Below are 22,042 nucleotides of genomic sequence, written 5' to 3'. Positions count from 1 at the left end.
CGCCTCGGGGCCGCTACTTGGTGCCGATCACGTGCAGCAGCGCGGCGACCTGCCGGTACGGGTCGGTGCGGCCGGCCCGGTCCTCCGCCTCCAGCAGCTGGGCCAGCTGCCGCCCGTCCACCGGCGGGGTCGCGTCGTCGGGCGCGTTGTCGGTGAAGATCCGCACGCCGTACCAGTGCTTCAGCGGCACCGACACCTCGGTGAGCGTGACGCAGAGGTCGGCGAGGCGGTCGGCGCGGGCGGCCAGGCCGAGTCGGTTGTAGTACCGGTCGCTCTCGAAGGCGTGCAGGGCGGCCCGCCAGTCCCCGGCGGCGGCGGGCCGCAGGGCGAGCGCGTCACGGTTGCGGACCAGCAGCGAGAGCAGCCCGCCGGGTGCCAGCAGCCGGGCCAGCGAGGCGATCATCGGGTCCGGGTCGGGCAGGTACATCAGGACGCCGTGGCAGAGCACCACGTCGAAGCTGCGCGGGCCGAACCAGCGCCCGCACTGGTGCGCGTCGCCGCTGAGCAGCTGCATCCGGCCGCGGACCTCCGGCGGCTCCTCGGCGAGCGCCCCCTGGGCGACGCCGAGCGCGACCGGGTCGGAGTCGATGCCGGTGACGTAGTGGCCGGCCCGGGCCAGGCGCAGCGCCTGGGTGCCCTGGCCGCAGCCGATGTCGAGGACGCGCTGCGCGGTGCGGCCGGCCAGCTGCTCGGCGAGCTGCCGGGAGACCAGCTCCTGGCGGACGAAGTTGCGCAGTCCGCCGAGCCGGTCCAGCCAGGCACCGGTGCCGCCGGCGAAGGAGCCGCTGCGCGAGGGCAGCCGGCGCTCCTGGCCGATCCGGTCGTGGCCGCCGTCCCCCTGCCCCGGCAGCGCGTACAGGCCGGGCCCCTCCCAGGACGGCGGGGCCCAGCCGGAGTCCACCGGTTCGGCGGTCAGGGCTTCTCCCCGCGCCGCACCTGCGGCTTGGGCAGTCGCAGCCGGCGCATCTGCAGGATGCGCATCAGGCCGTAGGCGACCGTGCCGCGGGTGTTCTGGCCGGCGAAGCGCTCGGCGAGCTGCTTGCGCAGACCGAAGCCGAGGCGGACGAAGTCCAGGATCACCAGCACGAAGAAGAGCAGGAACAGCAGCGTGGACAGCAGCTGGATGGCCGGCACCTTGATGATGCTCAGCACCAGGATGACCACGGCGGCCGGCAGGAAGAACTCGGCGAGCGACCAGCGGGAGTCCATGTAGTCGCGGGCGAACTTGCGCACCGGGCCCTTGTCACGGGCCGGCAGGTGGCGCTCGTCGCCCTCCAGCAGCGCGGTGCGCTGCTTCTCGCGCTCGGAGCGCATCCGCTCGCGGGCCTGGCGGGCGGCCTCCTTGCGGTCCTTGGGCACCGTCACCCGGTTGCGCCGGTTGGCCTCGGCATCACTGCGCTTGGGCGTTGGCCGGCCCTTCTTGGCCTGGGGGTGGCGCTGGGTCGTCTCGTCCTGCTTCTCCAGCACGGTGGCGGAGGCGGCGGCATCATCTGAACGGCGTCGGAACACACCACCAGCGTACGGGGTGCGGGTCGACTTCTCGGGGTCGCCCGGGACCCAAACGCATATCGATCCGGGAGGTCGGCGTCCGATGGGGTCTCCCGGGCTCTTCCCGTAGGGGATCAATCGGATGGACTATGGGGGGATGAGAGGCGGATCCACCCGGGGGATGAGGAACTGCCGCTCGTCGCTGTAGCAGTCTTGTAGCAGGCAGGTGCACTGCGGCGACGGGCTCGCTGCACATACACTCGTCGTGTCTGGTAACGAGATAGAGACCGCAGGCCGGAGAAGGGGGCACCCGAGGCCCATGAGCGACGGAATCATGAAGCGTATGGGGCTGATCTTCCGCTCCAAGGCGAACAAAGCCTTGGATCGGGCGGAGGATCCCCGAGAGACGCTCGACTACTCCTACCAGAAGCAGCTCGAACTGCTGCAGAAGGTACGGCGTGGCGTCGCGGACGTCGCGACCTCGCGCAAGCGCCTGGAACTCCAGCTGACCCAGCTCCAGCAGCAGTCGGCGAAGTACGAGGACCAGGGCCGCAAGGCGCTGTCCCTGGGCCGTGAGGACCTCGCGCGCGAGGCGCTGACCCGCCGGGCCAACATGCAGTCCCAGATCACCGACCTGGAGACGCAGTACCAGGCCCTGCAGGGCGAGGAGGAGAAGCTCACGCTCGCCTCCCAGCGACTGCAGGCGAAGGTGGACGCCTTCCGGACCAAGAAGGAGACCATCAAGGCCACCTACACGGCCGCTCAGGCGCAGACCCGCATCGCCGAGTCCTTCTCCGGCATCTCGGAGGAGATGGGCGACGTCGGCCTGGCCATCCAGCGGGCCGAGGACAAGACGGCCCAGATGCAGGCCCGGGCCGGCGCGATCGACGAGCTGCTGGCTTCCGGCGCGCTCGACGACGCGAGCGGTCTCGGCCGCAAGGACGACATCGAGGCCGAGCTGGAGCGGGTGGCCGGCGGTACCGACGTCGAGCTGGAGCTGGCCCGGATGAAGGCCGAGCTGTCGGGCCCGTCCGCCGGTCCGGCCGCGATCGAGCAGGGCAAGCCGCAGCAGCCGGAGGCCCACCCGCAGCAGGACACCCCGCGCATCAACTACAACAAGTGATCTGAGCTCCACCCCACGGAACCAGGAGACGCACGGCATGATCATGAGGGTCATGGGTGAGGGGCAGTTCGAGGTCGGCGAAAGCCACCTGAACCTGCTCAACGAGCTCGATGCCGAGCTCGTCACCGCAGTGGAGTCGGGGGACGAGGAGCGCTTCCGTCGGGCCTACGGCAAGCTGCTGGACGCGGTGAAGCAGTTCGGCACCCCGGTGCCGCTGGATTCGCTGGAGCCGTCCGAGCTGATCCTGCCGAGCTCCGAGGCGACGATCGAAGAGGTCCGCGAGCTGTTGATGGCCGATGGCGAGGGTGTGATCCCGGGCTACCCCGAGTAGCCGCCGCGGTCGGTGCCAGACGAAAGGGCGGGCCCCCTCCCACCGGAGGGGGCCCGCCCTTTCGTCGTGTCCCGGGATCCGGGTCGGACTACGGCAGGGCCAGCATCCGGTCCAGCGCGGCCTTGGCGTACTTCTCGGTCTCCGGGTCGACGGTGATCACGTTCGGCACCCGGCCCTCGACCAGCGACTCCAGCGCCCAGACGAGGTGCGGCAGGTCGATCCGGTTCATGGTGGAGCAGAAGCAGACCGCCCGGTCCAGGAAGACGATCTCCTTGTCCGGGTGGGCCTTGGCGAGGCGGCGGACCAGGTTCAGCTCGGTGCCGATGGCCCACTTGGAGCCGGGCTCGGCGGCGTCCAGCGCCTTGATGATGTACTCGGTCGAGCCCACCATGTCGGCGGCCGAGACGACCTCGTGCTTGCACTCGGGGTGCACCAGCACGGTGACGCCGGGGATCCGCTCGCGCACGTCGTTCACCGAGTCCAGGCTGAACCGGCCGTGCACCGAGCAGTGGCCGCGCCACAGGATCATCTTGGCGTCCCGCAGCTGCTCGGCGGTCAGGCCGCCGTTCGGCTTGTGCGGGTTGTACAGGACGCAGTCGTCCAGCGAGAGGCCCATGTCGCGCACCGCGGTGTTGCGGCCGAGGTGCTGGTCGGGCAGGAAGAGGACCTTCTGGCCCTGCTCGAACGCCCACTCCAGGGCGCGCTTGGCGTTGGAGGAGGTGCAGATGGTGCCGCCGTGCTTGCCGGTGAAGGCCTTGATGTCGGCGGAGGAGTTCATGTACGAGACCGGGACGGTCACGTCGGCTATGCCGGCGTCGGTCAGCACGTCCCAGCACTCGGCGACCTGCTCGGCGGTGGCCATGTCGGCCATCGAGCAGCCGGCCGCGAGGTCGGGGAGGACGACCTGCTGGGCGTCGCCGGTGAGGATGTCGGCGGACTCGGCCATGAAGTGCACGCCGCAGAAGACGATGTACTCGGCCTCCGGGCGGGCCGCCGCGTCGCGCGCGAGCTTGAAGGAGTCGCCGGTGACGTCGGCGAACTCGATCACCTCGTCGCGCTGGTAGTGGTGCCCGAGGATGAAGACGCGGTCGCCGAGCGCGGCCTTGGCCGCCCGGGCTCGCTCGACGAGGTTCGGGTCGGAGGCCGGGGGGAGGTCACCGGGGCATTCGACGCCGCGCTCGCTGTTCGGGTCGGCCTCGCGGCCGAGCAGCAGCAGAGCGAGCGGCGTCGGAGTGGGGTCGACGCCGTAGGTCTCGGTGATGGTGGTGGTCACGGGCGGGTGCCCTTCTGTGCGGCCGATCAAGCGGTGAAGCCTTTTCGTCTATCTGACGCTATCTATGATAACCGGTTAGCGTCAGAGTGACGATGGCCATCCTGTCGATGTGACGAGAACCGCTCGCCGAATCGGATGCTTCCGGGCGTGGCCGAATCGATATCCGGCCGGGCCCGGGTGCGGCCGGGGCCGTGGCGGCGCGTCCGGGTCCGGCCGGGCGCCGGGCCCGCGTCGACCGGCAGTGGACCGGAAACGGACCGGAAACGGACCCGCGGCGGTCATCTGCCAGCGGTGAACTCGCTGCTGACATCCGCCAGAATGGTTGGCGAACCGTTTCGGCAGTGGCCGCACCCCCCTCCGGCCGAGGCCGCCGCCGACCCGTACGACCCGTGGAGCCCCGCACCGATGACCAGCAGCCGAGCGCACGAGGTGGTCGGGGCCGACCTGGACGAGACCGACCGGCTCCTGCTCGCCCGGCTCGGCAGCGACGGCCGCGCCTCGTACGCCGAGATCGGCGTGCAGGTGAACCTCTCCGCCACCGCCGTGCGTCGCCGGATCGACCGGCTGCGGGCCCGCGGCGTGGTGCGCGGCTTCACCGTGGTGCTCGACCCGTCGGTGCTCGGCTGGCAGACCGAGGCCTTCGTCGAGGTCTACTGCCGCGAGCGGACCGCCCCCGAGGAGATCCTCGCCAGCCTGCGCCAGTTCCCCGAGGTGGTCGCCGCCTGGACGGTCACCGGCGACCCGGACGCCCTGGTCCACCTGCGCGCCGCCGACATGCGCCACCTGGAGGCCGTCATCGAGCGCATCCGGCGCGAGCCCGGCGTCCAGCGCAGCCGCTCCTCGGTCGTCCTCTCCCAGCTCATCGGCTGACCCGTTCGGCCCCCTTTCACGGGTGCGCAGGAATCCTGCGCGGACCGGGTCGAAGACGCCCGAAACCTGCCTGACCAGCCGCGTTCCGACGCGCGGCGGACCCCTCCCGCTGCCTACGCTGATCACGTCCGGTCGACGCGGTGAACCGTCCCGCCGACCAGGCATCCCCCGACACCCCACAGCCGAGAGGGACAGCCGTGTCCGCAGCCCCCGACCGCATGCACCGGCCCGACAACGAACTGGTCGACCTGGTATTCGACTACATGCGGGAGCGGCTGCAGTACGACCCCGTCCCGCTCGACCACCCCGGTGACGGCGAGCACCTGCGCGCCCAGCTGGCCGGCCTGCTGAACCCGGACGGCAACAGCCCCGTCGACGTGCTCAAGCTCTACGACCACGAGCTGTCCCGCGCGGTGATCTCCGCCGACAGCCCGCGCTACCTGTCGTTCATCCCGTGCGCCCCGACCAAGGCCGCGCTGCTCTTCGACATGGTGGTCTCCTGCGCGTCCCTGCAGGGCATCTCCTGGCTGGAGGCGGCCGGCGCGATCGCCGCCGAGAACCAGGTGCTGCGGCTGATCGCCGACCGCGCCGGCCTGCCCGCCTCGGCCGGCGGCACCTTCGTCTCCGGCGGCTCCGCGGGCAACCTCTCCGCCCTCGTCGTCGCCCGCGACACCGCCCGCCGCAGGCTGGGCGTCGGCCCGGAGGCGCGGCTGCGCATAGCCGTCGCCGACCAGGTCCACTCCTCGGTCAAGAACACCTTCAACATCATCGGCGTCGAGGCCTTCACGGTCCCCACCGTGAACCGGCAGTTCACCGGCGAGGCGCTGCGCGCCGCGCTGGCCGCCGACCCCCACCCGGAGACCGTCATCGCGGTGGTGGGCACGGCCGGGACGACCAACGAGGGCATCATCGACGACCTCCAGGGCCTGGCCGAGGTCGCCCGCGAGCGCGACCTGTGGTTCCACGTCGACGGCGCCTACGGTGGCGCGGGCCTGTTCGCCCCCTCGGTGCGCGAGCGCTACAACGGCATCGAGCACGCCGACTCCTTCGTCGTCGACCCGCACAAGTGGCTGTTCGCCCCCTTCGACTGCGCCGCGCTGCTCTACCGCAACCCGCAGCTCGCCCGCGCCGTGCACACCCAGGACGCCTCCTACCTCGACGTCCTGCACACCGAGGGCGACGAGTGGAACCCCACCGACTACGCCTACCACCTCACCCGCCGCGCCCGCGGCCTGCCGCTCTGGTTCTCCCTCGCCGTCCACGGCACCCAGGCGTACACCGACGCCATCGAGGCCGGCCTCAAGCTGGCCCAGGACACCGCCCGGCTCATCCGCGACGCCGACCACCTGGAGCTGCTGTTCGACCCGCAGCTCTCGGCCGTCTGCTTCAAGCGCAAGGGCTGGACCGGCGAGGACTACTACCGCTGGTCGAAGCAGCTGCTCGCGGACCAGATCGGCTTCGTCACCCCCACCGGCTGGGACGGCGAGACGGTCGCCCGCTTCGCCTTCCTGCACCCGGGCACGACGATGGAGATGGTCCGGGAGATCCTGGACACCATGGCCTGAGCCGACGCTCCTGCGCAGGACCCCCGCCGGGCACCACGGCGGGGGTCCTGACGTTCACCGGCCGCACGGCCCACCGGCCGACCGCCTACAGGAAGGCGCCGCTCGGCAGGTACGGCGCCGGCGGCCGCATCCCGCGCAGCCCGACGAAGCCCCCGCTGCGCGGGGTCAGCCCCACCTCCAGGCCGACGTCCAGCGCCCACTCCTGCTCGGCGGTCAGGAACTCCACCCGCGCCTCGACCCCGTCCGGCACCCGGGCCAGCGCCTCGCGCAGCAGCCGGGCGGCGATCCGCTTGGTGGTGGCCGCCAGCAGCTTGACCTCCCCGCCGTCCCGGTAGCAGTAGCCGCTGCCGGCCAGCGCGTCGGCGATCAGCAACTCCTCGAAGTGGCCCAGCATCAGCTCGTGGTCCGGGCCGTGCGCGGAGCCGCGCAGCCGCCGGTCCACCGAGTCCAGCAGGTGCCGGTGGGTGGCGCTGCCCCGGTGCACCGGGATGTCCCCGGGATCGAGCAGCCCGGCCCGGTCCACCCGCCCGGTCAGCCGCATCGCCGGGTGCAGGGTGAACCCGGCCAGCCGGTAGCGGCGGGCCGCCGCCGGGGAGGCCGACACACAGACCATCCCGCGCAGGCAGCCCCGTGAATGCGCTGCCGCCCGTTCCAGCAGCAGCCGCCCGACGCCCTTGCCCTGCGCCTGCGGCCGGACCGCGAACAGCGAGGGCGTCCACAGGCCCTCGCGGCGCATCGACAGCACCGCACCGACCGGTTCCCCGTCGCTCTCCGCGAGCCAGCAGCCCGCCGGGTCGGTGCGCGCCAGGTGTCTGACCCGGGCCGGCTGCAGCGGGGTCGGCACGGTGGCCGGCCCGGGGCGGGCCGGGTCGGCGGACGCGGCGAGGGAGAGCTCCTGGACGGCCTCCGCGTCGGCGGCGCTGTCCCTGACCTGGCGCAGGATCATGGCCACCATCCTGGCGTCCGCCGACCCGGCCCGGGGCCGGTTCCCCCGGATTCCGCGGCTCGGGCGGTGACCCGTCCTCCCGGGTTGTGCGAGCATGGGGAGCGTAGGGGACGCGGGTGGCACACCCGGCCCACGGAAATTCCGCCGTCGACAGGCCGACGAAACAACCTCCGTCCGGGAAATGAATCCGGACGGCCGGTGGTTGGCACTGGCGGCAGACCGTCGCCAAGACCGGGAGAAAGCAGATGACCGTCCAGGACGAGACCACTGTCGAAAGTGGCATCCTCCTTACCGATGCCGCCGCGGCCAAGGTCAAGGGCCTGCTGGAGCAGGAAGGCCGTGACGACCTCGCGCTCCGCGTGGCCGTCCAGCCCGGTGGCTGCTCCGGCCTGCGTTACCAGCTGTTCTTCGACGAGCGCTCGCTCGACGGCGACGTGATCAAGGACTTCAACGGTGTCAAGGTCGTCACCGACCGGATGAGCGCCCCGTACCTGGGCGGCGCCACCGTCGACTTCGTCGACACCATCGAGAAGCAGGGCTTCACGATCGACAACCCGAACGCCACCGGCTCCTGCGCCTGCGGCGACTCGTTCAGCTAAGCGGTACCGCTCAGTCGGGCCGCACCGCGAAGGCGGCCCCGGGGATCTCCCCGGGGCCGCCTTCGCGTTTCACCGTGCCCCGCCCTCGGGCTTGTCTGACAATTCCCGCCGCGCGCTGATGCGACGCGAATTGTCAGACAAGCCCTACTGCCCGGCGACGTCCGGCGTGACCGGGTCCGGGCCCATGTGCGGGTCGGCCTCCAGCGGCACGTTCTGGCCGCTCGACTGGTCGGTCACCGTCCGCCCCGCCAGCGGCGAGCGCAGATCGGCGGACACCGTCTGCCGCTTGGCCAGCGCGTTGCAGACCTGCCCGGGCGGCATCGGCGCCGCGACCACGATCCGTACGTCCACCCGGCCGGGGTGCGACTCGTCCGCCTTCAGCGCGTACTGCTGGCAGACCCCGCCGAAGAAGTAGACGGTCAGCTGGTTGCTGCCGTCCACCCGGTAGGAGACCGCCGGCCGCGCCCCCGTCCCGGCCGGGTCGGGCTCGCCGACCGCGATCCCCGGGGGAGTGCCCGGCGAGGTGGTCGCCGACGGCTGCGCCGGGGCCGGCGCGGCCGAGCCGGGGGAGGAGCCGGTCGACGGGCTCGCCGCCGGTGCGGACGCCGGGTCCGAGGGCGGGGTGGCGGCGGGCGGGGTGGCGGAGTCCGCCGGGGCCTGCGGGGACGCCGTCGTGCCGGCCGAGGTCGTGGTCGAGGCCGCGCCGGCCGCCGCCGAGTCCGAGGAGGTCTTGCCGTCCCCGTTGCACCCGGCCACCGTGACCGCCGCCGCCAGCACCAGACCCGCCAGGGCCGTCACCCGCCGACCGCGCCGGGGCATCGTCTCCAGATCCATCTGTACATCCTCCCGAGGGCTCAGCGGCGCCGCCCGCTCGGCCGCTCCGCGCGGATGTGACGTGACCCGGACGGATCCGGTTCCACCCGGCCCCGGCCCTGCCCCGTGGCCGGGCCGGGCGCCGGGTCAGTTGCCGTACTCGGCCATCCCGGCTACCAGCCGCTGCGCACGGGACGGCACCCGGAACCCCTCCCGGGCGGGCGCGGTCGGCTCCGGGCCGGACGCCAGCAGTGGCCAGAAACGGCGCAGTCGCCGGGACGAACTCACCAGCGCGTCGAGGGTCTCGCCGTCCGCCCCGTCCCGGAGGGCAGTCAGCGGGGGGTGGTTGGGCATCATCGGGCATCGCTCCGATCCAGGGCCGTGGCCGCACTGCCACGGTCGACGACGGGGCCCGGACCTGGTCGGGCAGGGGCCCTACTGCCGACCCTAGGCCGGGGCTCGGCCCGCCCACCAGTGCTACCCGGAGGTAGTACACGTTCGACGGCGGCGGGTGCCACCACCGCCCGCAGAGATGGCCGATTGCGGCGGTCTTGCTGCCGCCCGCCCAGGGCCCGGTACCGTGAGTGGGTTCACCCGTGCATGCCCGCTGGCCCTGTAGCCATCTTGAGGAGACCTTCCGTGCGTATCGCCGTCGCCGGCTCGATCGCCACCGACCACCTGATGACGTTCCCCGGTCGGTTCGCCGACCAGCTCGTCGCCGAGCAGCTGCACACCGTGTCGCTGTCCTTCCTGGTCGACACCCTGGACATCCGCCGCGGCGGGGTCGCGCCGAACATCGCGTTCGGCATGGGCGTGCTCGGACTCCGCCCGATCCTGGTCGGCGCGGCCGGCGCGGACTTCGCCGAGTACCGCAGCTGGCTGGAGCGCAACAACGTGGACTGCACCTCCGTCCACATCTCCGAGACCCGGCACACGGCCCGCTTCATGTGCACCACGGACGAGGACCACAACCAGATCGCCTCGTTCTACACCGGTGCCATGGCGGAGGCCCGCAACATCGAGCTCAAGCCGATCGCCGACCGCGTCGGCGGCCTCGACCTCGTCCTGATCGGCGCCGACGACCCGCAGGGCATGGTCCGGCACACCCAGGAGTGCCGCACCCGCGGCTACGCCTTCGCCGCCGACCCCTCCCAGCAGCTGGCCCGCCTGGAGGGCGACGACATTCGGGAGATCGTCGACGGCGCCGCGTACCTCTTCACCAACGAGTACGAGGCCGCGCTGATCGAGAGCAAGACCGGCTGGGGTGCCGAGGAGCTCCTCACCCGGGTCGGCACCCGGATCACCACCCTGGGCAGCAAGGGCGTGCGGATCGAGCGCAAGGGCGAGGCACCGATCCTGGTCGGCTGCGCCGCCGAGGAGGCGAAGGTCGACCCGACCGGCGTCGGCGACGCCTTCCGGGCCGGCTTCCTGGTCGGCCTGTCCTGGCAGCTGGACCTGGAGCGCTCCGCCCAGCTCGGTTGCATGCTCGCCACCCTGGTGATCGAGACCGTCGGCACCCAGGAGTACGAGCTGCGCCCGTCCGCCTTCCTGAAGCGCTTCGAGGACGCCTACGGCGCCGAGGCCGCCGCGGACGTCCGCGCGCACCTGGTCAAGTAGTCCGCCGGACGACCAGGTAGGCCGTGCCCCGGTCGCCGCCGTAGTCGGCGGCCGGGGCCTCGCCCGCGTACTCCTGCCCGCGCATCTCGCACCAGGCCGGGATGTCCAACCGAGCCGCCTCGTCGTCCGACAGCACGGCGACCGTACCGCCCTCCGGCACCTCGCCGATCCGCTTCGCCAGCTCGATCACCGGCAGCGGACACCGCTTGCCCAGGGCGTCGATGACGAGGGTCCGCGTCCGCACCCGCGGCGCCGGCAGGTCCAGCCCGAGCGGCGCCCGCACGCCCGCGACCAGCTCCGGCAGCACGGTGAGGAAGCGCTCGACGTCCGCCTCGGCCGTCCCGGCGGGCAGCGAGACCCGGACGTTCCCCTCCGTGAGCACCCCCATCGCGGCCAGCACATGGCTCGGCGTCAGGGTGGAGGAGGTGCAGGAGGAGCCGGAGGAGACCGCGAAGCCCGCCCGGTCCAGCTCGGTGAGCAGCACCTCGCCGTCCACGTACAGGCAGGAGAAGGTGACGATGTGCGGCAGCCGCCGCACCGGGTCGCCGACCACCTCGACCTCGGGCACCAGCTGCGGCACCCGGGCCCGGATCCGCTCCACCAGCGCGTGCAGCCGGGCGTTCTCCCGCTCGGCCTCGGCCCGGACGGCCCGCAGCGAGGCGGCCGCGGCCACGATGGCCGGGACATTGACGTAGCCGGGCACCCGTCCGCCCTCGCGTTCGTCGGCCGGCAGCGGCGAGACGTACCGGACGCCCTTGCGCACCGCCAGCACCCCGACCCCGGGCGGCCCGCCCCACTTGTGCGCGCTGGCGGTCAGCAGCGACCAGCCGGCCGGGACGTCCACCCGCCCGACGCTCTGCGCCGCGTCGACCAGCAGCGGGACGCCGGCCTCGCGGCAGTGCCCGGCGACCTCGCCGACCGGTTGGACCGTCCCCACCTCGTGGTTGGCGCTCTGCAGGACGGCCAGCGCGGTGTCCGCGCGCAGCAGCGCGGCGAAGGCCTCCGGGTCGACCCGTCCGGCGCGGTCCACCGGCGCCACCGAGACGGTGCCGCCGCCGACCTCGTGCCCTTCGGCGACGTGCAGCACGCTGGAGTGCTCCACCGCAGAGTGCACCAGGTGCCCGCCGCGCCGCCGGTGGCCGGTCAGCGCGCCCTGCATGCCGAGCTGTACCGCCTGCGTCCCGCTCGCGGTGAAGGCGATCTCGTCGGCCCGGGCGCCCAGGGCCTCGGCCACCGTCTCGCGGGCGGCGTCCAGCAGCATCCGGGCCTGTCGGCCGGAGCGGTACAGCCGGGCCGGGTCGGCCCAGCCCTCGTCCAGGGCGGCGATCAGTGCCTGCCGTGCGACGGGGTGCAGAGGGGCCGTCGAAGCCGCGTCGAAGTACACGGTCACATTTAACGGCACACCGGGAGGCCTTCCGGTCCGATGACGTCGCTTACCGGCCGTCAGTCGATCACCCCGAATGTCCGCTTCGTCCTCGTCCGACGGACCGTCACCCGCGTTGTTCGACGTCATCCCCCGATCGGGCGTAAGGACCTCGAATGCCTACGATGACCTGCGACGCAGCCCCTGCCGGGCCTGATCGGGCGACCGGGCGGCGCGTTACCGGGGGCTGCCCGTCAGGAGCGCATAAGGCTGGAGTAGGGTTTGGCCCGCATAAGCATTCAAACCGTGCCCGTGGACGGGTCGCCGGGGAGGCTCACAATCCTCCGCGGGGCGACGCGAAGGCGGGCGAGACTTCGGGAAGGCGCTACGTGAGTCCCAACGGCTCCGACCGCTCGCCGCGGCGCACGATGCGGCGGAAGCTGCCTCAGGCGCTGGCACTGGGCCTCGTCATCGCGACCGCCACCGGCTGCTCGGCCAACGACCTGCCCAGGCTTGGCCTCCCGAGCCCCGTCACCAAGGAAGGGCCGATGGTCCTCCAGATGTGGCAGGGTTCCTGGATCGCGGCGCTGGTGGTCGGCGTACTGATGTGGGGTCTGATCATCTGGAGCGTGATCTTCCACCGGCGCAGCCGCACCGGTGTGGAGGTCCCTCCGCAGACCCGGTACAACGTGCCCATCGAGGCGCTCTACACCGCGGTCCCCATCATCATCGTGTCGGTGCTCTTCTACTTCGTCGCCCGCGACGAGTCGAAGCTGATCGCCGTCTCCGAGAAGCCGCAGCACACGGTCAACGTGGTCGGCTTCCAGTGGAGCTGGGCGTTCAACTACGAGAACACCGAGAACCCCGACCCGGCCAACAAGGACGCCGCGTACGACGTCGGTACGCCCAAGGACGCTCCGACGCTCTGGCTGCCGGTCAACGAGACGGTTCAGTTCCGTCTGACCTCGCGTGACGTCATCCACGACTTCTGGCCCGTCAACTTCATGATGAAGATGGACGTCGTGCCGGGCGTGGTGAACAGGTTCGAGGTCACCCCCACCGTCAAGGGCGAGTACATGGGCAAGTGTGCGGAGCTCTGTGGCGTCGACCACTCGCGCATGCTGTTCAACGTCAAGGTCGTCGACCGCGCCGACTACGACAAGCACCTGGCGGACCTCCGGGCCAAGGGCCAGACCGGCGCGGTGCCCTCCGGCATCACGACCATGGGAAGTGAAGAGAAGTGACCATCCTCAACGAGCCCGCCGCGGCCGGCGGGGGCGCCGGGGCCGTCACGGTCGGGGCGCAGCGGACCCGCAAGCCGGGTTCGACCATCATCAAGTGGCTGACCACCACCGACCACAAGACGATCGGCACCCTGTACCTGGGCACGTCGTTCGCCTTCTTCCTGATCGGTGGCATCCTCGCCCTGGTCATGCGCGCCGAGCTGGCGCGTCCCGGGACCCAGATCCTGTCGAACGAGCAGTTCAACCAGGCGTTCACGATGCACGGCACGATCATGCTGCTGATGTTCGCGACGCCGCTGTTCGCCGGCTTCGCGAACTGGATCATGCCGCTGCAGATCGGCGCCCCGGACGTGGCGTTCCCGCGTCTGAACATGTTCGCGTACTGGCTGTACCTCTTCGGCTCGACCATCGCGGTGGCGGGCTTCCTCACCCCGAACGGTGCCGCCAACTTCGGCTGGTTCGCCTACTCCCCGCTGTCGGACGCGGTCCGCTCGCCGGGCGTCGGCGCCGACATGTGGATCATGGGTCTGGCCTTCTCCGGCTTCGGCACGATCCTCGGTGCGGTCAACTTCATCACCACGATCATCTGCATGCGCGCCCCCGGCATGACGATGTTCCGGATGTCGATCTTCGTCTGGAACGTCCTGCTGACCGCCGTGCTGGTCCTGCTGGCCTTCCCGGTCCTGGCCGCCGCGCTGTTCGCCCTGGAGGCGGACCGTAAATTCGGGGCCCACGTATTCGATCCCGCCAACGGCGGGGCGATGTTGTGGCAACACCTCTTCTGGTTCTTCGGCCACCCCGAGGTGTACATCATCGCGCTGCCGTTCTTCGGCATCGTCTCGGAGATCATCCCGGTCTTCAGCCGCAAGCCGATGTTCGGCTACTCCGGTCTGATCGCGGCCACCATCGCGATCGCCGGTCTGTCCGTGACGGTGTGGGCGCACCACATGTACGTCACCGGCCAGGTGCTGCTGCCGTTCTTCTCCTTCATGACCTTCCTGATCGCGGTCCCGACCGGTGTGAAGTTCTTCAACTGGGTCGGCACCATGTGGAAGGGCTCGCTGAGCTTCGAGACGCCGATGCTCTGGACGGTCGGCTTCCTGGTCACCTTCCTGTTCGGTGGTCTGACCGGTGTTCTGCTGGCCTCCCCGCCGATCGACTTCCACGTCTCGGACTCGTACTTCGTCGTCGCCCACTTCCACTACGTGGTCTTCGGCACCGTCGTCTTCGCGATGTTCGCCGGCTTCCACTTCTGGTGGCCGAAGATGACCGGCAAGATGCTGGACGAGCGCCTCGGCAAGATCACCTTCTGGACGCTGTTCTTCGGCTTCCACACCACCTTCCTGGTCCAGCACTGGCTCGGTGCGGAGGGCATGCCCCGCCGCTACGCCGACTACCTGGCCTCGGACGGCTTCACCACGCTGAACACCGTCTCGACCATCGGTTCGTTCGTGCTCGGCGCCTCGATGCTGCCGTTCCTCTACAACGTGTGGAAGACCGCCAAGTACGGCGAGAAGATCGAGGTCGACGACCCGTGGGGCTACGGCCGCTCGCTGGAGTGGGCGACCTCCTGCCCGCCGCCGCGGCACAACTTCCTCACCCTGCCCCGGATCCGCTCCGAATCCCCGGCCTTCGACCTCCACCACCCGGAGATCGCCGCGCTGGACTACCTGGAGAACCACGGTGAGCCGGCCAAGCACCTCGCCGGTGTGACCCCGGCGAAGTACGACGCCCCGAAGCTGGACAAGGGTAAGAAGGAGGGCGACGCCTGATGAGGGAACAGGGAAAGATCTTCCTCGGCCTGGCGGTCTTCGTCCTCGCCATGGCCATCACCTACGGCCTGTGGACCAACCACTCGGACCACGGGATCGAGGCGGCCGGCACCACCGCGCTCTTCCTCGCCTTCTCGCTCTGCGCCTTCATCGGGTACTACCTCGCCTTCACCGCCCGCCGGGTGGACAGCGGCGCGGGTGACAACCCCGAGGCCGAGGTCGCGGACGACTCCGGCGAGCTGGGCTTCTTCGCCCCGCACAGCTGGCAGCCGCTCTCCCTGGCGATCGGTGGCTCGCTGGCGTTCCTCGGTGTGATCTTCGGCTGGTGGCTGCTGTTCTGGTCGATCCCGATCATCCTGATCGGCCTCTTCGGCTGGGTCTTCGAGTTCTACCGGGGTGAGAACCAGAACCAGTAGGTTCCCTGGTTCCACCGTCGACGACAGGGCCGGTCCCCCCGCACGGGGGGACCGGCCCTGTTGCTTCCCCAGGGTGACCGCCTCACTCGCCCGGGTGAACGGATGGTCGCTCGGATGTCGCTTCGCCCCATGCCGTTCCTACGATCTGATCAATCATGCGAACCCTCGGAGGCGGTCATGGCCGACAGGCGCGGAATCGCAGGTATCGGCGGCATCTCGCTGACCCTCGCAGTGCTGGCCCCGCTGGCCGCCTGCTCGTTCGGCGACGAGGCGACCGGTCCCCACCGGATCGACGCGGCCCCGCTCGTCCATCTCTCGGCGGTGGGCAAGGTCGATCCCTCCCGGCCGGTCACGGTGACCTCGGTGCCCGGCAGCCGGCTCACCGACGTCACCGTGGTCGGCCCGGACGGCAGGGTGGTGGCCGGACAGCTCGCCGAGGACCAGCACAGCTGGCAGACCACCGGCCGGCTGAAGGCCGGCACCGACTACTCGGTGCGGATCGCCGCCGACAACGGCAAGGGCGGCCGCGGGGACACCACCGCGGGCTTCAGCACCCTCGCCGCGCAGCGGCTGCTGACCGCGAAGCTGGGACCGGACTCCTCCGGCAGTGGCGTCTACGGCGTCGGCCAGCCGCTCACCGTGCAGCTGTCCGAGGCGGTGAAGGACCCCCAGGCCCGCCAGGAGGTCGAGCACGCCCTGACCGTCGCCTCCCAACCCGCCGTCACCGGCGCCTGGTACTGGGTGGACGACAAGAACCTGCACTTCCGCCCGGAGGAGTACTGGCCGTCCGGGGCCACCGTCTCGCTGGCCTTCGACGGCACCGGCAGCCGGATCGCGGACGGCCTCTACGGCGGCGACCGCAGCGCGCTGAGCCTGCGGATCGGCGACCGGGTCGAGTCGGTGGTCGACGCGGCCACCCACGAGCTCACCCTGCTCCGCGACGGCAAGAGGGTCCGACGCATCCCGGTGACCACCGGTAAGCCCGGCTTCGACACCCGCAACGGCGTCAAGGTGGTGCTCGGCCAGGAGCGCTCCGTCCGGATGAACGGCGAGACGATCGGGATAGCGGCCGGCAGCTCGGAGGCCTACGACCTCGACGTGGAGTGGGCCACCCGGGTGACCTGGAGCGGCGAGTACGTCCACGCGGCGCCCTGGTCGGTGAGCTCGCAGGGCGTGGCGAACGTCAGCCACGGGTGTACCGGCATGAGCACCGACGACGCCAAGTGGTTCTACCGGAACACCAGGGTGGGGGACCTGGTGACGGTGGTGAACAGCCACGGCGCCACCATGGAGCCGTTCGGCAACGGCTTCGGGGACTGGAACGTCTCCTGGACGGACTGGGTCAAGCACAGCGCCCTGGGACAGCCCCTCAGCACCACCGGTCCGGCCTCCCAGGCCCACGCCGCCGGGATGATCCGCCCGGAGGTCTGAGCCCCCGTGGCGGGCCCGTGCAGGCCTCCTCAGGCCCCCGCGTAGGCCAGCCGCAGGGCGGTGTCCACCGCGGCCAGCGCGTCCGCGTGCGAGAGCCCGAGCCGGGTCGCCCGCTCGGCGTACTCGGTGGCGGCCGCGGCGGCCAGCCGGTGCGCGGTGTCGCCGGTGGCGGCGATCAGGGTGCCCCGCCGGCCGTGGGTCTCCACCACGCCGTCCGCCTCCAGCTCCCGGTAGGCCCGGGCGACCGTCCCCGCGGCCAGTCCCAGTTCCTCGGCCAGGGCCCGGACGGTGGGCAGCCGCAGCCCGGTCGGCAGCTCGCCGGAGCGGGCCCGCTCGGCGATCTGGGCCCGGATCTGCTCGTACGGGGGAGTGGCAGCGGCGGGGTCGACGGACAACTGCACGAGGGGCTCCTGGAGGGTGCGGACGGGGGGACGGGAAAGCCCGAGGGCCGCCGACCAGAAGAACTCTGGTCAGCGGCCCTCGGGTGTGACGCTGTGGCGCGTACGGGATCAGTGGTGGCCGTGGCCGCTGGTGATCTCGTGGTGCTCCTCGGACGTCGGCTTGGGGATCTGGCTGCCGCCGCCGTAGAAGCCGCGGGAGAGCTTGGCCCGGGTGCGGTTGAGCAGACCGGACTTGGCGGCCACGCCGTTCTCGTCCGTCTGGGCCGGCAGCTCGACCGGCTGGATCTGCTCGTGCGCGGTGAGCTTGTACAGGTCCTTCTGCGGCAGCTGGGCGTGCACCTCGACGAACTCGCCGTGCGGCAGGCGCTTGATGACGCCCGTCTCGCGGCCGTGCAGCACCTTCTCCTTGTCCCGGCGCTGGAGGCCGAGGCACCAGCGCTTGGTGATGATGAAGGTGATGACCGGCACCGCGAAGAAGCCGACGCGGACGAAGTAGGTGATCGAGTTGATCGACAGGTGCAGGTGGGTGGCGAACAGGTCGTTGCCACCACCGACCAGCAGCACCAGGTACAGGCTGATCCAGGCGGCGCCGAGCGCGGTGCGGACCGGGGCGTTGCGCGGGCGGTCCAGGATGTGGTGCTCGCGCTTGTCGCCGGTGATCCAGCCCTCGATGAACGGGTAGACCGCGATCGAGACCAGGACCAGCGGGAAGATCATCAGCGGGATGAAGACACCCAGGTTCAGGGTGTGGCCCCACAGGCCGACCTCCCAGCCCGGCATGACACGGATCAGACCCTCGGAGAAGCCCATGTACCAGTCGGGCTGGGCGTCCGTGGAGACCTGGTCCGGGCGGTACGGGCCGTACGCCCAGATCGGGTTGATCGTGGCGATCGCCGAGATGGCGGCGATCAGACCGAACACCAGGAAGAAGAAGCCACCGGCCTTGGCCATGTAGACCGGCATCAGCGGCATGCCGACGACGTTCTTCTCGGTCTTGCCCGGGCCCGCCCACTGGGTGTGCTTGTGGTAGAAGACCAGGATCAGGTGCGCCACCAGCAGGCCGAGCATGATGCCCGGGATCAGCAGCACGTGGATCGTGAAGAAGCGCGGCACGATGTCGTGGCCGGGGAACTCGCCCCCGAACAGGAACATCTGGACGTAGGTGCCGACCAGCGGGACGGCGAGGATCGCGCCTTCCATGAAGCGGATACCGGTGCCCGACAGCAGGTCGTCCGGCAGCGAGTAGCCGAAGAAGCCGTCGAACATGCCCAGGACCAGCAGCAGGAAGCCGAAGACCCAGTTGATCTCACGCGGCTTGCGGAACGCGCCGGTGAAGAACACGCGCATCATGTGCACGAGCATCGCGGCCACGAAGACCAGGGCGGCCCAGTGGTGGATCTGACGGATCAGCAGACCGCCGCGGACCTCGAAGCTGATGTCGACCGTCGACGCGTACGCCTCGGACATCCCGATGCCCTTGAGCGGGACGTACGAGCCGTTGTAGACGACCTCGGCCATCGAGGGCTTGAAGAACAGCGTCAGGTAGACACCGGTCAGGATGATGATGACGAACGTGTAGAGGCAGATCTCGCCCAGCATGAAGGACCAGTGGTCCGGGAAGATCTTGCGCAGGTTGGCCTTGGCGAGGGAGTAGATCCCCAGCCTGCCGTCCGTCCAGTCCGCGGCGGCTTCCCACTTGTTGGCGGGCTTGGCGCGCGTGCTGGCGGGCTTGGCGGCACCGGAGGTGGTGCTGCTCGCGCTACTCATCGAGCACGCTCCCAGTAGCTCGGGCCGACGGGCTCCTCGAAGTCGCCGGTGGCGACCAGGAAGCCCTTCTCGTCAGTGGTGATCTTCAGCTGCGGCAGCGGGTGGCCGGCCGGGCCGAAGATGACGCGCGCGCCGTCCGCCAGGTCGAAGGTCGACTGGTGGCAGGGGCAGAGCGCGTGGTGGGTCTGCTGCTCGTAGAGGCTGATCGGGCAGCCGACGTGCGTGCAGATCTTGGAGTAGGCGAGGATGCCCTCGAAGCCCTTCTCCCGGGACTTGTCGTCCTTGATGTCGTCCGGCGCGATGCGCACGAGCATCAGGGCGTCCTTGGCGATCGCCTGCTGGAAGTCCTCGTCGTGGACGTGCAGGCCCTCGGGCATGGCGAAGGTCAGCGAGCCGACGACGATGTCCTCGGCCTTCATCGGCTGGCTGGTGCTCATGTTGATGAGCTGCAGCGGCTTGACCGGGGTCGCCTCCTTCCAGCCCGTCTCCTTCAGCTTCTTCTCGGGCAGCGGGCCGAGGTCGCGGAGCAGGACCACGCCGGAGAGCGGGACCAGCGCCATCGAGCCGATGAGGGTGTTGCGGATCATCTTGCGGCGGCCGAAGCCGGACTCCGCGGCACCGGTCTTGAACTGGTCGATGACGTCCGCGCGGACCTCGTCGTCAGCCTCGATCGGGTGACGCTCGGCCGGCAGCTCGACGTCCGACATCAGCGTGCGGGCCCAGTGGACCGCACCCGCGCCGATCATGAACAGCGCGACGCCCAGGGTCAGGCCGAGCGCGAAGTTCAGCGCGCTGACGTGACCGAGCGGGAAGATGTAGACGATCTTGTCCGGGTCGATGGCCACGTACGAGGCGATGAAGCCGACGGTGGCGATCATCGAGACCACGAACATCAGCGAGACCTGGCGCTCGGCCCGCTGGGCGGCCCGCTCGTCGATGTCGGTGCGGCGGGGCTCGTGAGCCGGCAGGCCCGGGTCGGCGAACGGGTCGCCGTGCTCGGCGACCTCACCGGCGGAGCCGTGTGACTCCGGAAGCTTCTCTTCTGACATGTCGTGGCTCATGACTTCTTGGCCTTGGTGGTGTGGGCGGCGACCCAGATCGCGACCGCGATGAGCGTGCCGAGACCGAAGATCCAGCCGAACAGACCCTCGGTCACCGGACCGAGGCTGCCGAGCGTGAGACCGCCGGGGTTGGGCTCATCGTTGGTGGTGTGGCGGACGAAGGCCACGATCTGCTTCTTCTGCTCCTCGGGCATGGTGGTGTCCGGGAACGACGGCATCTGCTGCGGGCCGGTCTGCATGGCCTCGTAGATGTGCTTGGCGTCCACGCCCTCCAGCGCCGGGGCGTACTTGCCCTTGGTCAGGGCACCGCCCTGGCCGGCGAAGTTGTGGCACTGGGCGCAGTTGGTGCGGAACAGCTCGCCACCCTTGGAGATGTCGTCCGGGTTGGTCGAGGTGTACTGCTCCTTGGTCGGCGTCACCGGGCCGGGGCCGAGCGAGGCCACGAAGGCGGCGAGCTGGTCGATCTCCGCCTGCGAGTAGATGTTCTTCTTGCGCGGCACCTGGGCGCCGGGCTGCTGGGCCGGCATGCGGCCGGTGCCGACCTGGAAGTCGACGGAGGCGGAGCCGACGCCGACCAGGCTCGGACCGTCGCTGCTGCCCTGGCCGTTCAGGCCGTGGCACGAGGAGCAGCCCACGGCGAAGAGCTTCTTGCCCTCATCGATCGCGAGCGACTGCGCGGCGACGTCGGCCTGCGCCTTGTCGGCGGGCGCGAACGCGGCGTACAGCCCCCCGGTTGCCGCCAGGGCGAGAAGTAGGACGACCAGCGCCGCCAATGGGTGGCGCCGTCGTGCGGAGAGCTTTTTCACGGAATAACCCCGGTGTCAGGATCTGGTCGACTGGTGGGTGCACCCGGCGGCCGGTCTGGCCGGCACGAGGCTGCCTGTCTAGGGCTGCGCGCGCGGTCGGTCGGTGGGAGCGTCGCCACCGGCAGAATCGGCCCGACGCCGGTGAGGGCGGGGACCGAAGCCGGTGGCCAGCGACTTGATCAGCTGGTTACTTGATCAGGTAGATGGTCGCGAACAGGCCGATCCACACGACGTCGACGAAGTGCCAGTAGTACGACACGACGATCGCGGCGGTGGCCTGCTCGTGCGTGAAGCGCTTGGCTGCGTACGTCCGTCCCAGGACCAGCAGGAAGGCGATCAGACCACCCGTCACGTGCATACCGTGGAAGCCGGTGGTCAGGTAGAACACCGTGCCGTACGGGTCGGAGGACAGCGAGAGGCCGTCCTTCTTGACCAGCTCGGTGTACTCGAAGATCTGGCCGCCGATGAAGATCGCGCCCATCACGAAGGTGATGACGAACCACGAGCGGAGCTTCTTCACGTCCCCGCGCTCGGCGGCGAACACGCCGAGCTGACAGGTCAGCGAGGAGAGCACCAGGATCGTGGTGTTGACCGAGGAGAAGGGCACATTGAGGGCGTGCGCCTTCTCGGTCCAGAACTCGGCTCCCTTGACGGAGCGGAGCGTGAAGTACATCGCGAAGAGGGCCGCGAAGAACATCAACTCGGAACTGAGCCAGACGATCGTTCCGACGCTGACCATGTTCGGCCGGTTGACCGATCCGTGCGCGTGCCCGGTTTCTACTGCTGTTGCTGTCGCCACGACGGACATTATGTCGGTCCCTTATTCCGTCTTCACGTCGGGGGGTGTCCCTCGGAGTGTCCGGTGCGTGCGGTATGCCCCCCTGGGGGGCGACGGGGTGTCCGGATGGCGGCTGAGCAGCGGCGTGTCCCTTTTCTGACGGTTCCTCGGAGGAGCCTGCGACCCCGCTGCCCAGCGTGTCGTTGCACGTCTGGCGGAGCCTCCGGCGGTAGGGCGCGGGCGCCGTGTCGGCCGTACGGGTGGACCGGGCGGGTCCGGGTGACGGGCTGTCCTCCGGGCGGGTGAGTCGCGGGCGCGGCGCCTTGAGAAGGAACGTCGGCGAGGGGGACTCGGCGAGCGGTGATCCGGAGTAGCATC

Annotated in this window: 22 protein-coding genes; 10 read left to right on the top strand and 12 right to left on the bottom strand. The window is 70.6% G+C overall.

The genetic code is table 11. The features are described 5' to 3' along the window. Positions 1–13: 13 nt before the first annotated feature. Positions 14–754, bottom strand: a complete 741-nt coding sequence (locus P3T27_RS05110) for a class I SAM-dependent methyltransferase (protein ID WP_280674830.1) — start codon at positions 752–754, stop codon at positions 14–16. 158 nt (positions 755–912) lie between these two features. Continuing rightward, positions 913–1,509, bottom strand: a complete 597-nt coding sequence (locus tag P3T27_RS05105; protein ID WP_280674620.1) for a DUF3043 domain-containing protein — start codon at positions 1,507–1,509, stop codon at positions 913–915. A gap of 298 nt (positions 1,510–1,807) precedes the next feature. On the opposite strand from P3T27_RS05105, the gene P3T27_RS05100 reads away from it, so the two are divergent. Together P3T27_RS05100 and P3T27_RS05095 are read left to right on the top strand one after the other, a co-directional pair. Then, positions 1,808–2,611, top strand: a complete 804-nt coding sequence (locus P3T27_RS05100; protein WP_280674617.1) for a PspA/IM30 family protein — start codon at positions 1,808–1,810, stop codon at positions 2,609–2,611. A 37-nt stretch (positions 2,612–2,648) separates the two neighbouring features. Continuing rightward, entirely contained in the window at positions 2,649–2,942 is a 294-nt protein-coding gene (locus tag P3T27_RS05095) for a hypothetical protein (RefSeq protein WP_280674615.1), read from the top strand. A gap of 88 nt (positions 2,943–3,030) precedes the next feature. Here the strand turns inward: P3T27_RS05095 and nadA are convergent, their stop codons facing one another. Continuing rightward, positions 3,031–4,215, bottom strand: coding sequence for a quinolinate synthase NadA (gene nadA / locus P3T27_RS05090; protein WP_280674613.1), 1,185 nt, complete (start codon positions 4,213–4,215; stop codon positions 3,031–3,033). 405 nt (positions 4,216–4,620) lie between these two features. On the opposite strand from nadA, the gene P3T27_RS05085 reads away from it, so the two are divergent. After that, positions 4,621–5,085, top strand: coding sequence for an Lrp/AsnC family transcriptional regulator (locus P3T27_RS05085; protein WP_280674611.1), 465 nt, complete (start codon positions 4,621–4,623; stop codon positions 5,083–5,085). A gap of 197 nt (positions 5,086–5,282) precedes the next feature. Then, positions 5,283–6,650: a pyridoxal-dependent decarboxylase gene (locus tag P3T27_RS05080; protein WP_280674609.1), complete on the top strand. Its 1,368-nt coding sequence runs from the start codon at positions 5,283–5,285 to the stop codon at positions 6,648–6,650. 85 nt (positions 6,651–6,735) lie between these two features. Here the strand turns inward: P3T27_RS05080 and P3T27_RS05075 are convergent, their stop codons facing one another. Beyond that, complete coding sequence (locus tag P3T27_RS05075) at positions 6,736–7,596, bottom strand: GNAT family N-acetyltransferase (RefSeq protein ID WP_280674607.1); 861 nt, start codon at positions 7,594–7,596, stop codon at positions 6,736–6,738. Between the two features lie 245 nt (positions 7,597–7,841). Between P3T27_RS05075 and erpA the strand changes: the two genes are divergently transcribed. Further along, positions 7,842–8,195, top strand: a complete 354-nt coding sequence (erpA, locus tag P3T27_RS05070; RefSeq protein WP_280674605.1) for an iron-sulfur cluster insertion protein ErpA — start codon at positions 7,842–7,844, stop codon at positions 8,193–8,195. 144 nt (positions 8,196–8,339) lie between these two features. On the opposite strand, the gene P3T27_RS05065 is transcribed toward erpA, so the two are convergent. Continuing rightward, positions 8,340–9,029, bottom strand: coding sequence for a hypothetical protein (locus P3T27_RS05065; RefSeq protein ID WP_280674603.1), 690 nt, complete (start codon positions 9,027–9,029; stop codon positions 8,340–8,342). A gap of 126 nt (positions 9,030–9,155) precedes the next feature. Beyond that, on the bottom strand, positions 9,156–9,365 hold the full coding sequence (locus P3T27_RS05060) for a hypothetical protein (RefSeq protein WP_280674601.1): 210 nt from the start codon (positions 9,363–9,365) through the stop codon (positions 9,156–9,158). A 282-nt stretch (positions 9,366–9,647) separates the two neighbouring features. Here P3T27_RS05060 and P3T27_RS05055 point away from each other — a divergent pair, with 282 nt between their 5' ends. Then, complete coding sequence (locus tag P3T27_RS05055) at positions 9,648–10,625, top strand: carbohydrate kinase family protein (protein ID WP_280674599.1); 978 nt, start codon at positions 9,648–9,650, stop codon at positions 10,623–10,625. On the opposite strand, the gene P3T27_RS05050 is transcribed toward P3T27_RS05055, so the two are convergent. Further along, a complete protein-coding gene (locus tag P3T27_RS05050; RefSeq protein ID WP_280674597.1) occupies positions 10,618–12,009 on the bottom strand; it encodes an aminotransferase class V-fold PLP-dependent enzyme in 1,392 nt (463 codons plus the stop codon). The two genes, P3T27_RS05055 and P3T27_RS05050, sit on opposite strands and share 8 nt — an antisense overlap. A gap of 368 nt (positions 12,010–12,377) precedes the next feature. On the opposite strand from P3T27_RS05050, the gene coxB reads away from it, so the two are divergent. From coxB to P3T27_RS05030, 4 genes are all read left to right on the top strand, one after another. Beyond that, positions 12,378–13,232, top strand: a complete 855-nt coding sequence (gene coxB, locus P3T27_RS05045) for a cytochrome c oxidase subunit II (RefSeq protein WP_280674595.1) — start codon at positions 12,378–12,380, stop codon at positions 13,230–13,232. An 86-nt stretch (positions 13,233–13,318) separates the two neighbouring features. Beyond that, on the top strand, positions 13,319–15,004 hold the full coding sequence (gene ctaD / locus P3T27_RS05040; protein ID WP_280674828.1) for a cytochrome c oxidase subunit I: 1,686 nt from the start codon (positions 13,319–13,321) through the stop codon (positions 15,002–15,004). Next, positions 15,004–15,420: a cytochrome c oxidase subunit 4 gene (locus P3T27_RS05035; RefSeq protein WP_280674593.1), complete on the top strand. Its 417-nt coding sequence runs from the start codon at positions 15,004–15,006 to the stop codon at positions 15,418–15,420. Before ctaD ends, P3T27_RS05035 begins: the two co-directional genes overlap by 1 nt. A gap of 177 nt (positions 15,421–15,597) precedes the next feature. Further along, positions 15,598–16,851, top strand: coding sequence for an Ig-like domain-containing protein (locus P3T27_RS05030; RefSeq protein WP_280674590.1), 1,254 nt, complete (start codon positions 15,598–15,600; stop codon positions 16,849–16,851). Between the two features lie 29 nt (positions 16,852–16,880). Here the strand turns inward: P3T27_RS05030 and P3T27_RS05025 are convergent, their stop codons facing one another. The 5 genes from P3T27_RS05025 to P3T27_RS05005 form a co-directional block, all read right to left on the bottom strand. After that, positions 16,881–17,252 carry a GntR family transcriptional regulator gene (locus P3T27_RS05025; RefSeq protein WP_280674587.1) on the bottom strand — a complete coding sequence of 124 codons (372 nt, stop codon included), beginning with the start codon at positions 17,250–17,252 and terminating at the stop codon, positions 16,881–16,883. A gap of 108 nt (positions 17,253–17,360) precedes the next feature. After that, positions 17,361–19,019: a ubiquinol-cytochrome c reductase cytochrome b subunit gene (locus P3T27_RS05020; RefSeq protein ID WP_280674585.1), complete on the bottom strand. Its 1,659-nt coding sequence runs from the start codon at positions 19,017–19,019 to the stop codon at positions 17,361–17,363. Further along, positions 19,016–20,068, bottom strand: a complete 1,053-nt coding sequence (locus P3T27_RS05015; RefSeq protein ID WP_280674583.1) for a Rieske 2Fe-2S domain-containing protein — start codon at positions 20,066–20,068, stop codon at positions 19,016–19,018. The genes P3T27_RS05020 and P3T27_RS05015 overlap by 4 nt, the downstream gene beginning before the upstream one ends. Positions 20,069–20,076: 8 nt before the next feature. After that, positions 20,077–20,886: a c-type cytochrome gene (locus tag P3T27_RS05010; RefSeq protein WP_280674581.1), complete on the bottom strand. Its 810-nt coding sequence runs from the start codon at positions 20,884–20,886 to the stop codon at positions 20,077–20,079. A 187-nt stretch (positions 20,887–21,073) separates the two neighbouring features. Then, positions 21,074–21,694 carry a heme-copper oxidase subunit III gene (locus P3T27_RS05005; RefSeq protein ID WP_280674579.1) on the bottom strand — a complete coding sequence of 207 codons (621 nt, stop codon included), beginning with the start codon at positions 21,692–21,694 and terminating at the stop codon, positions 21,074–21,076. Between the last annotated feature and the right edge of the window lie 348 nt (positions 21,695–22,042).

It is taken from the genome of Kitasatospora sp. MAA19, assembly GCF_029894125.1.
In the GTDB taxonomy this organism is placed as follows: domain Bacteria; phylum Actinomycetota; class Actinomycetes; order Streptomycetales; family Streptomycetaceae; genus Kitasatospora.
This window is presented reverse-complemented; position numbering and strand designations above follow the sequence as displayed.

Excerpts from the sequence above, each read along its gene's own strand:
- P3T27_RS05075 (WP_280674607.1), bottom strand. The coding sequence starts at position 7,596 with ATGATCCTGCGCCAGGTCAGGGACAGCGCCGCCGACGCGGAGGCCGTC.
- P3T27_RS05100 (WP_280674617.1), top strand. The coding sequence starts at position 1,808 with ATGAGCGACGGAATCATGAAGCGTATGGGGCTGATCTTCCGCTCCAAG.
- P3T27_RS05085 (WP_280674611.1), top strand. The coding sequence starts at position 4,621 with ATGACCAGCAGCCGAGCGCACGAGGTGGTCGGGGCCGACCTGGACGAG.
- P3T27_RS05035 (WP_280674593.1), top strand. The coding sequence starts at position 15,004 with ATGAGGGAACAGGGAAAGATCTTCCTCGGCCTGGCGGTCTTCGTCCTC.
- P3T27_RS05005 (WP_280674579.1), bottom strand. The coding sequence starts at position 21,694 with ATGTCCGTCGTGGCGACAGCAACAGCAGTAGAAACCGGGCACGCGCAC.
- P3T27_RS05065 (WP_280674603.1), bottom strand. The coding sequence starts at position 9,029 with ATGGATCTGGAGACGATGCCCCGGCGCGGTCGGCGGGTGACGGCCCTG.
- P3T27_RS05030 (WP_280674590.1), top strand. The coding sequence starts at position 15,598 with ATGGCCGACAGGCGCGGAATCGCAGGTATCGGCGGCATCTCGCTGACC.
- erpA (WP_280674605.1), top strand. The coding sequence starts at position 7,842 with ATGACCGTCCAGGACGAGACCACTGTCGAAAGTGGCATCCTCCTTACC.
- P3T27_RS05060 (WP_280674601.1), bottom strand. The coding sequence starts at position 9,365 with ATGATGCCCAACCACCCCCCGCTGACTGCCCTCCGGGACGGGGCGGAC.
- P3T27_RS05020 (WP_280674585.1), bottom strand. The coding sequence starts at position 19,019 with ATGAGTAGCGCGAGCAGCACCACCTCCGGTGCCGCCAAGCCCGCCAGC.
- P3T27_RS05095 (WP_280674615.1), top strand. The coding sequence starts at position 2,649 with ATGATCATGAGGGTCATGGGTGAGGGGCAGTTCGAGGTCGGCGAAAGC.
- P3T27_RS05015 (WP_280674583.1), bottom strand. The coding sequence starts at position 20,068 with ATGTCAGAAGAGAAGCTTCCGGAGTCACACGGCTCCGCCGGTGAGGTC.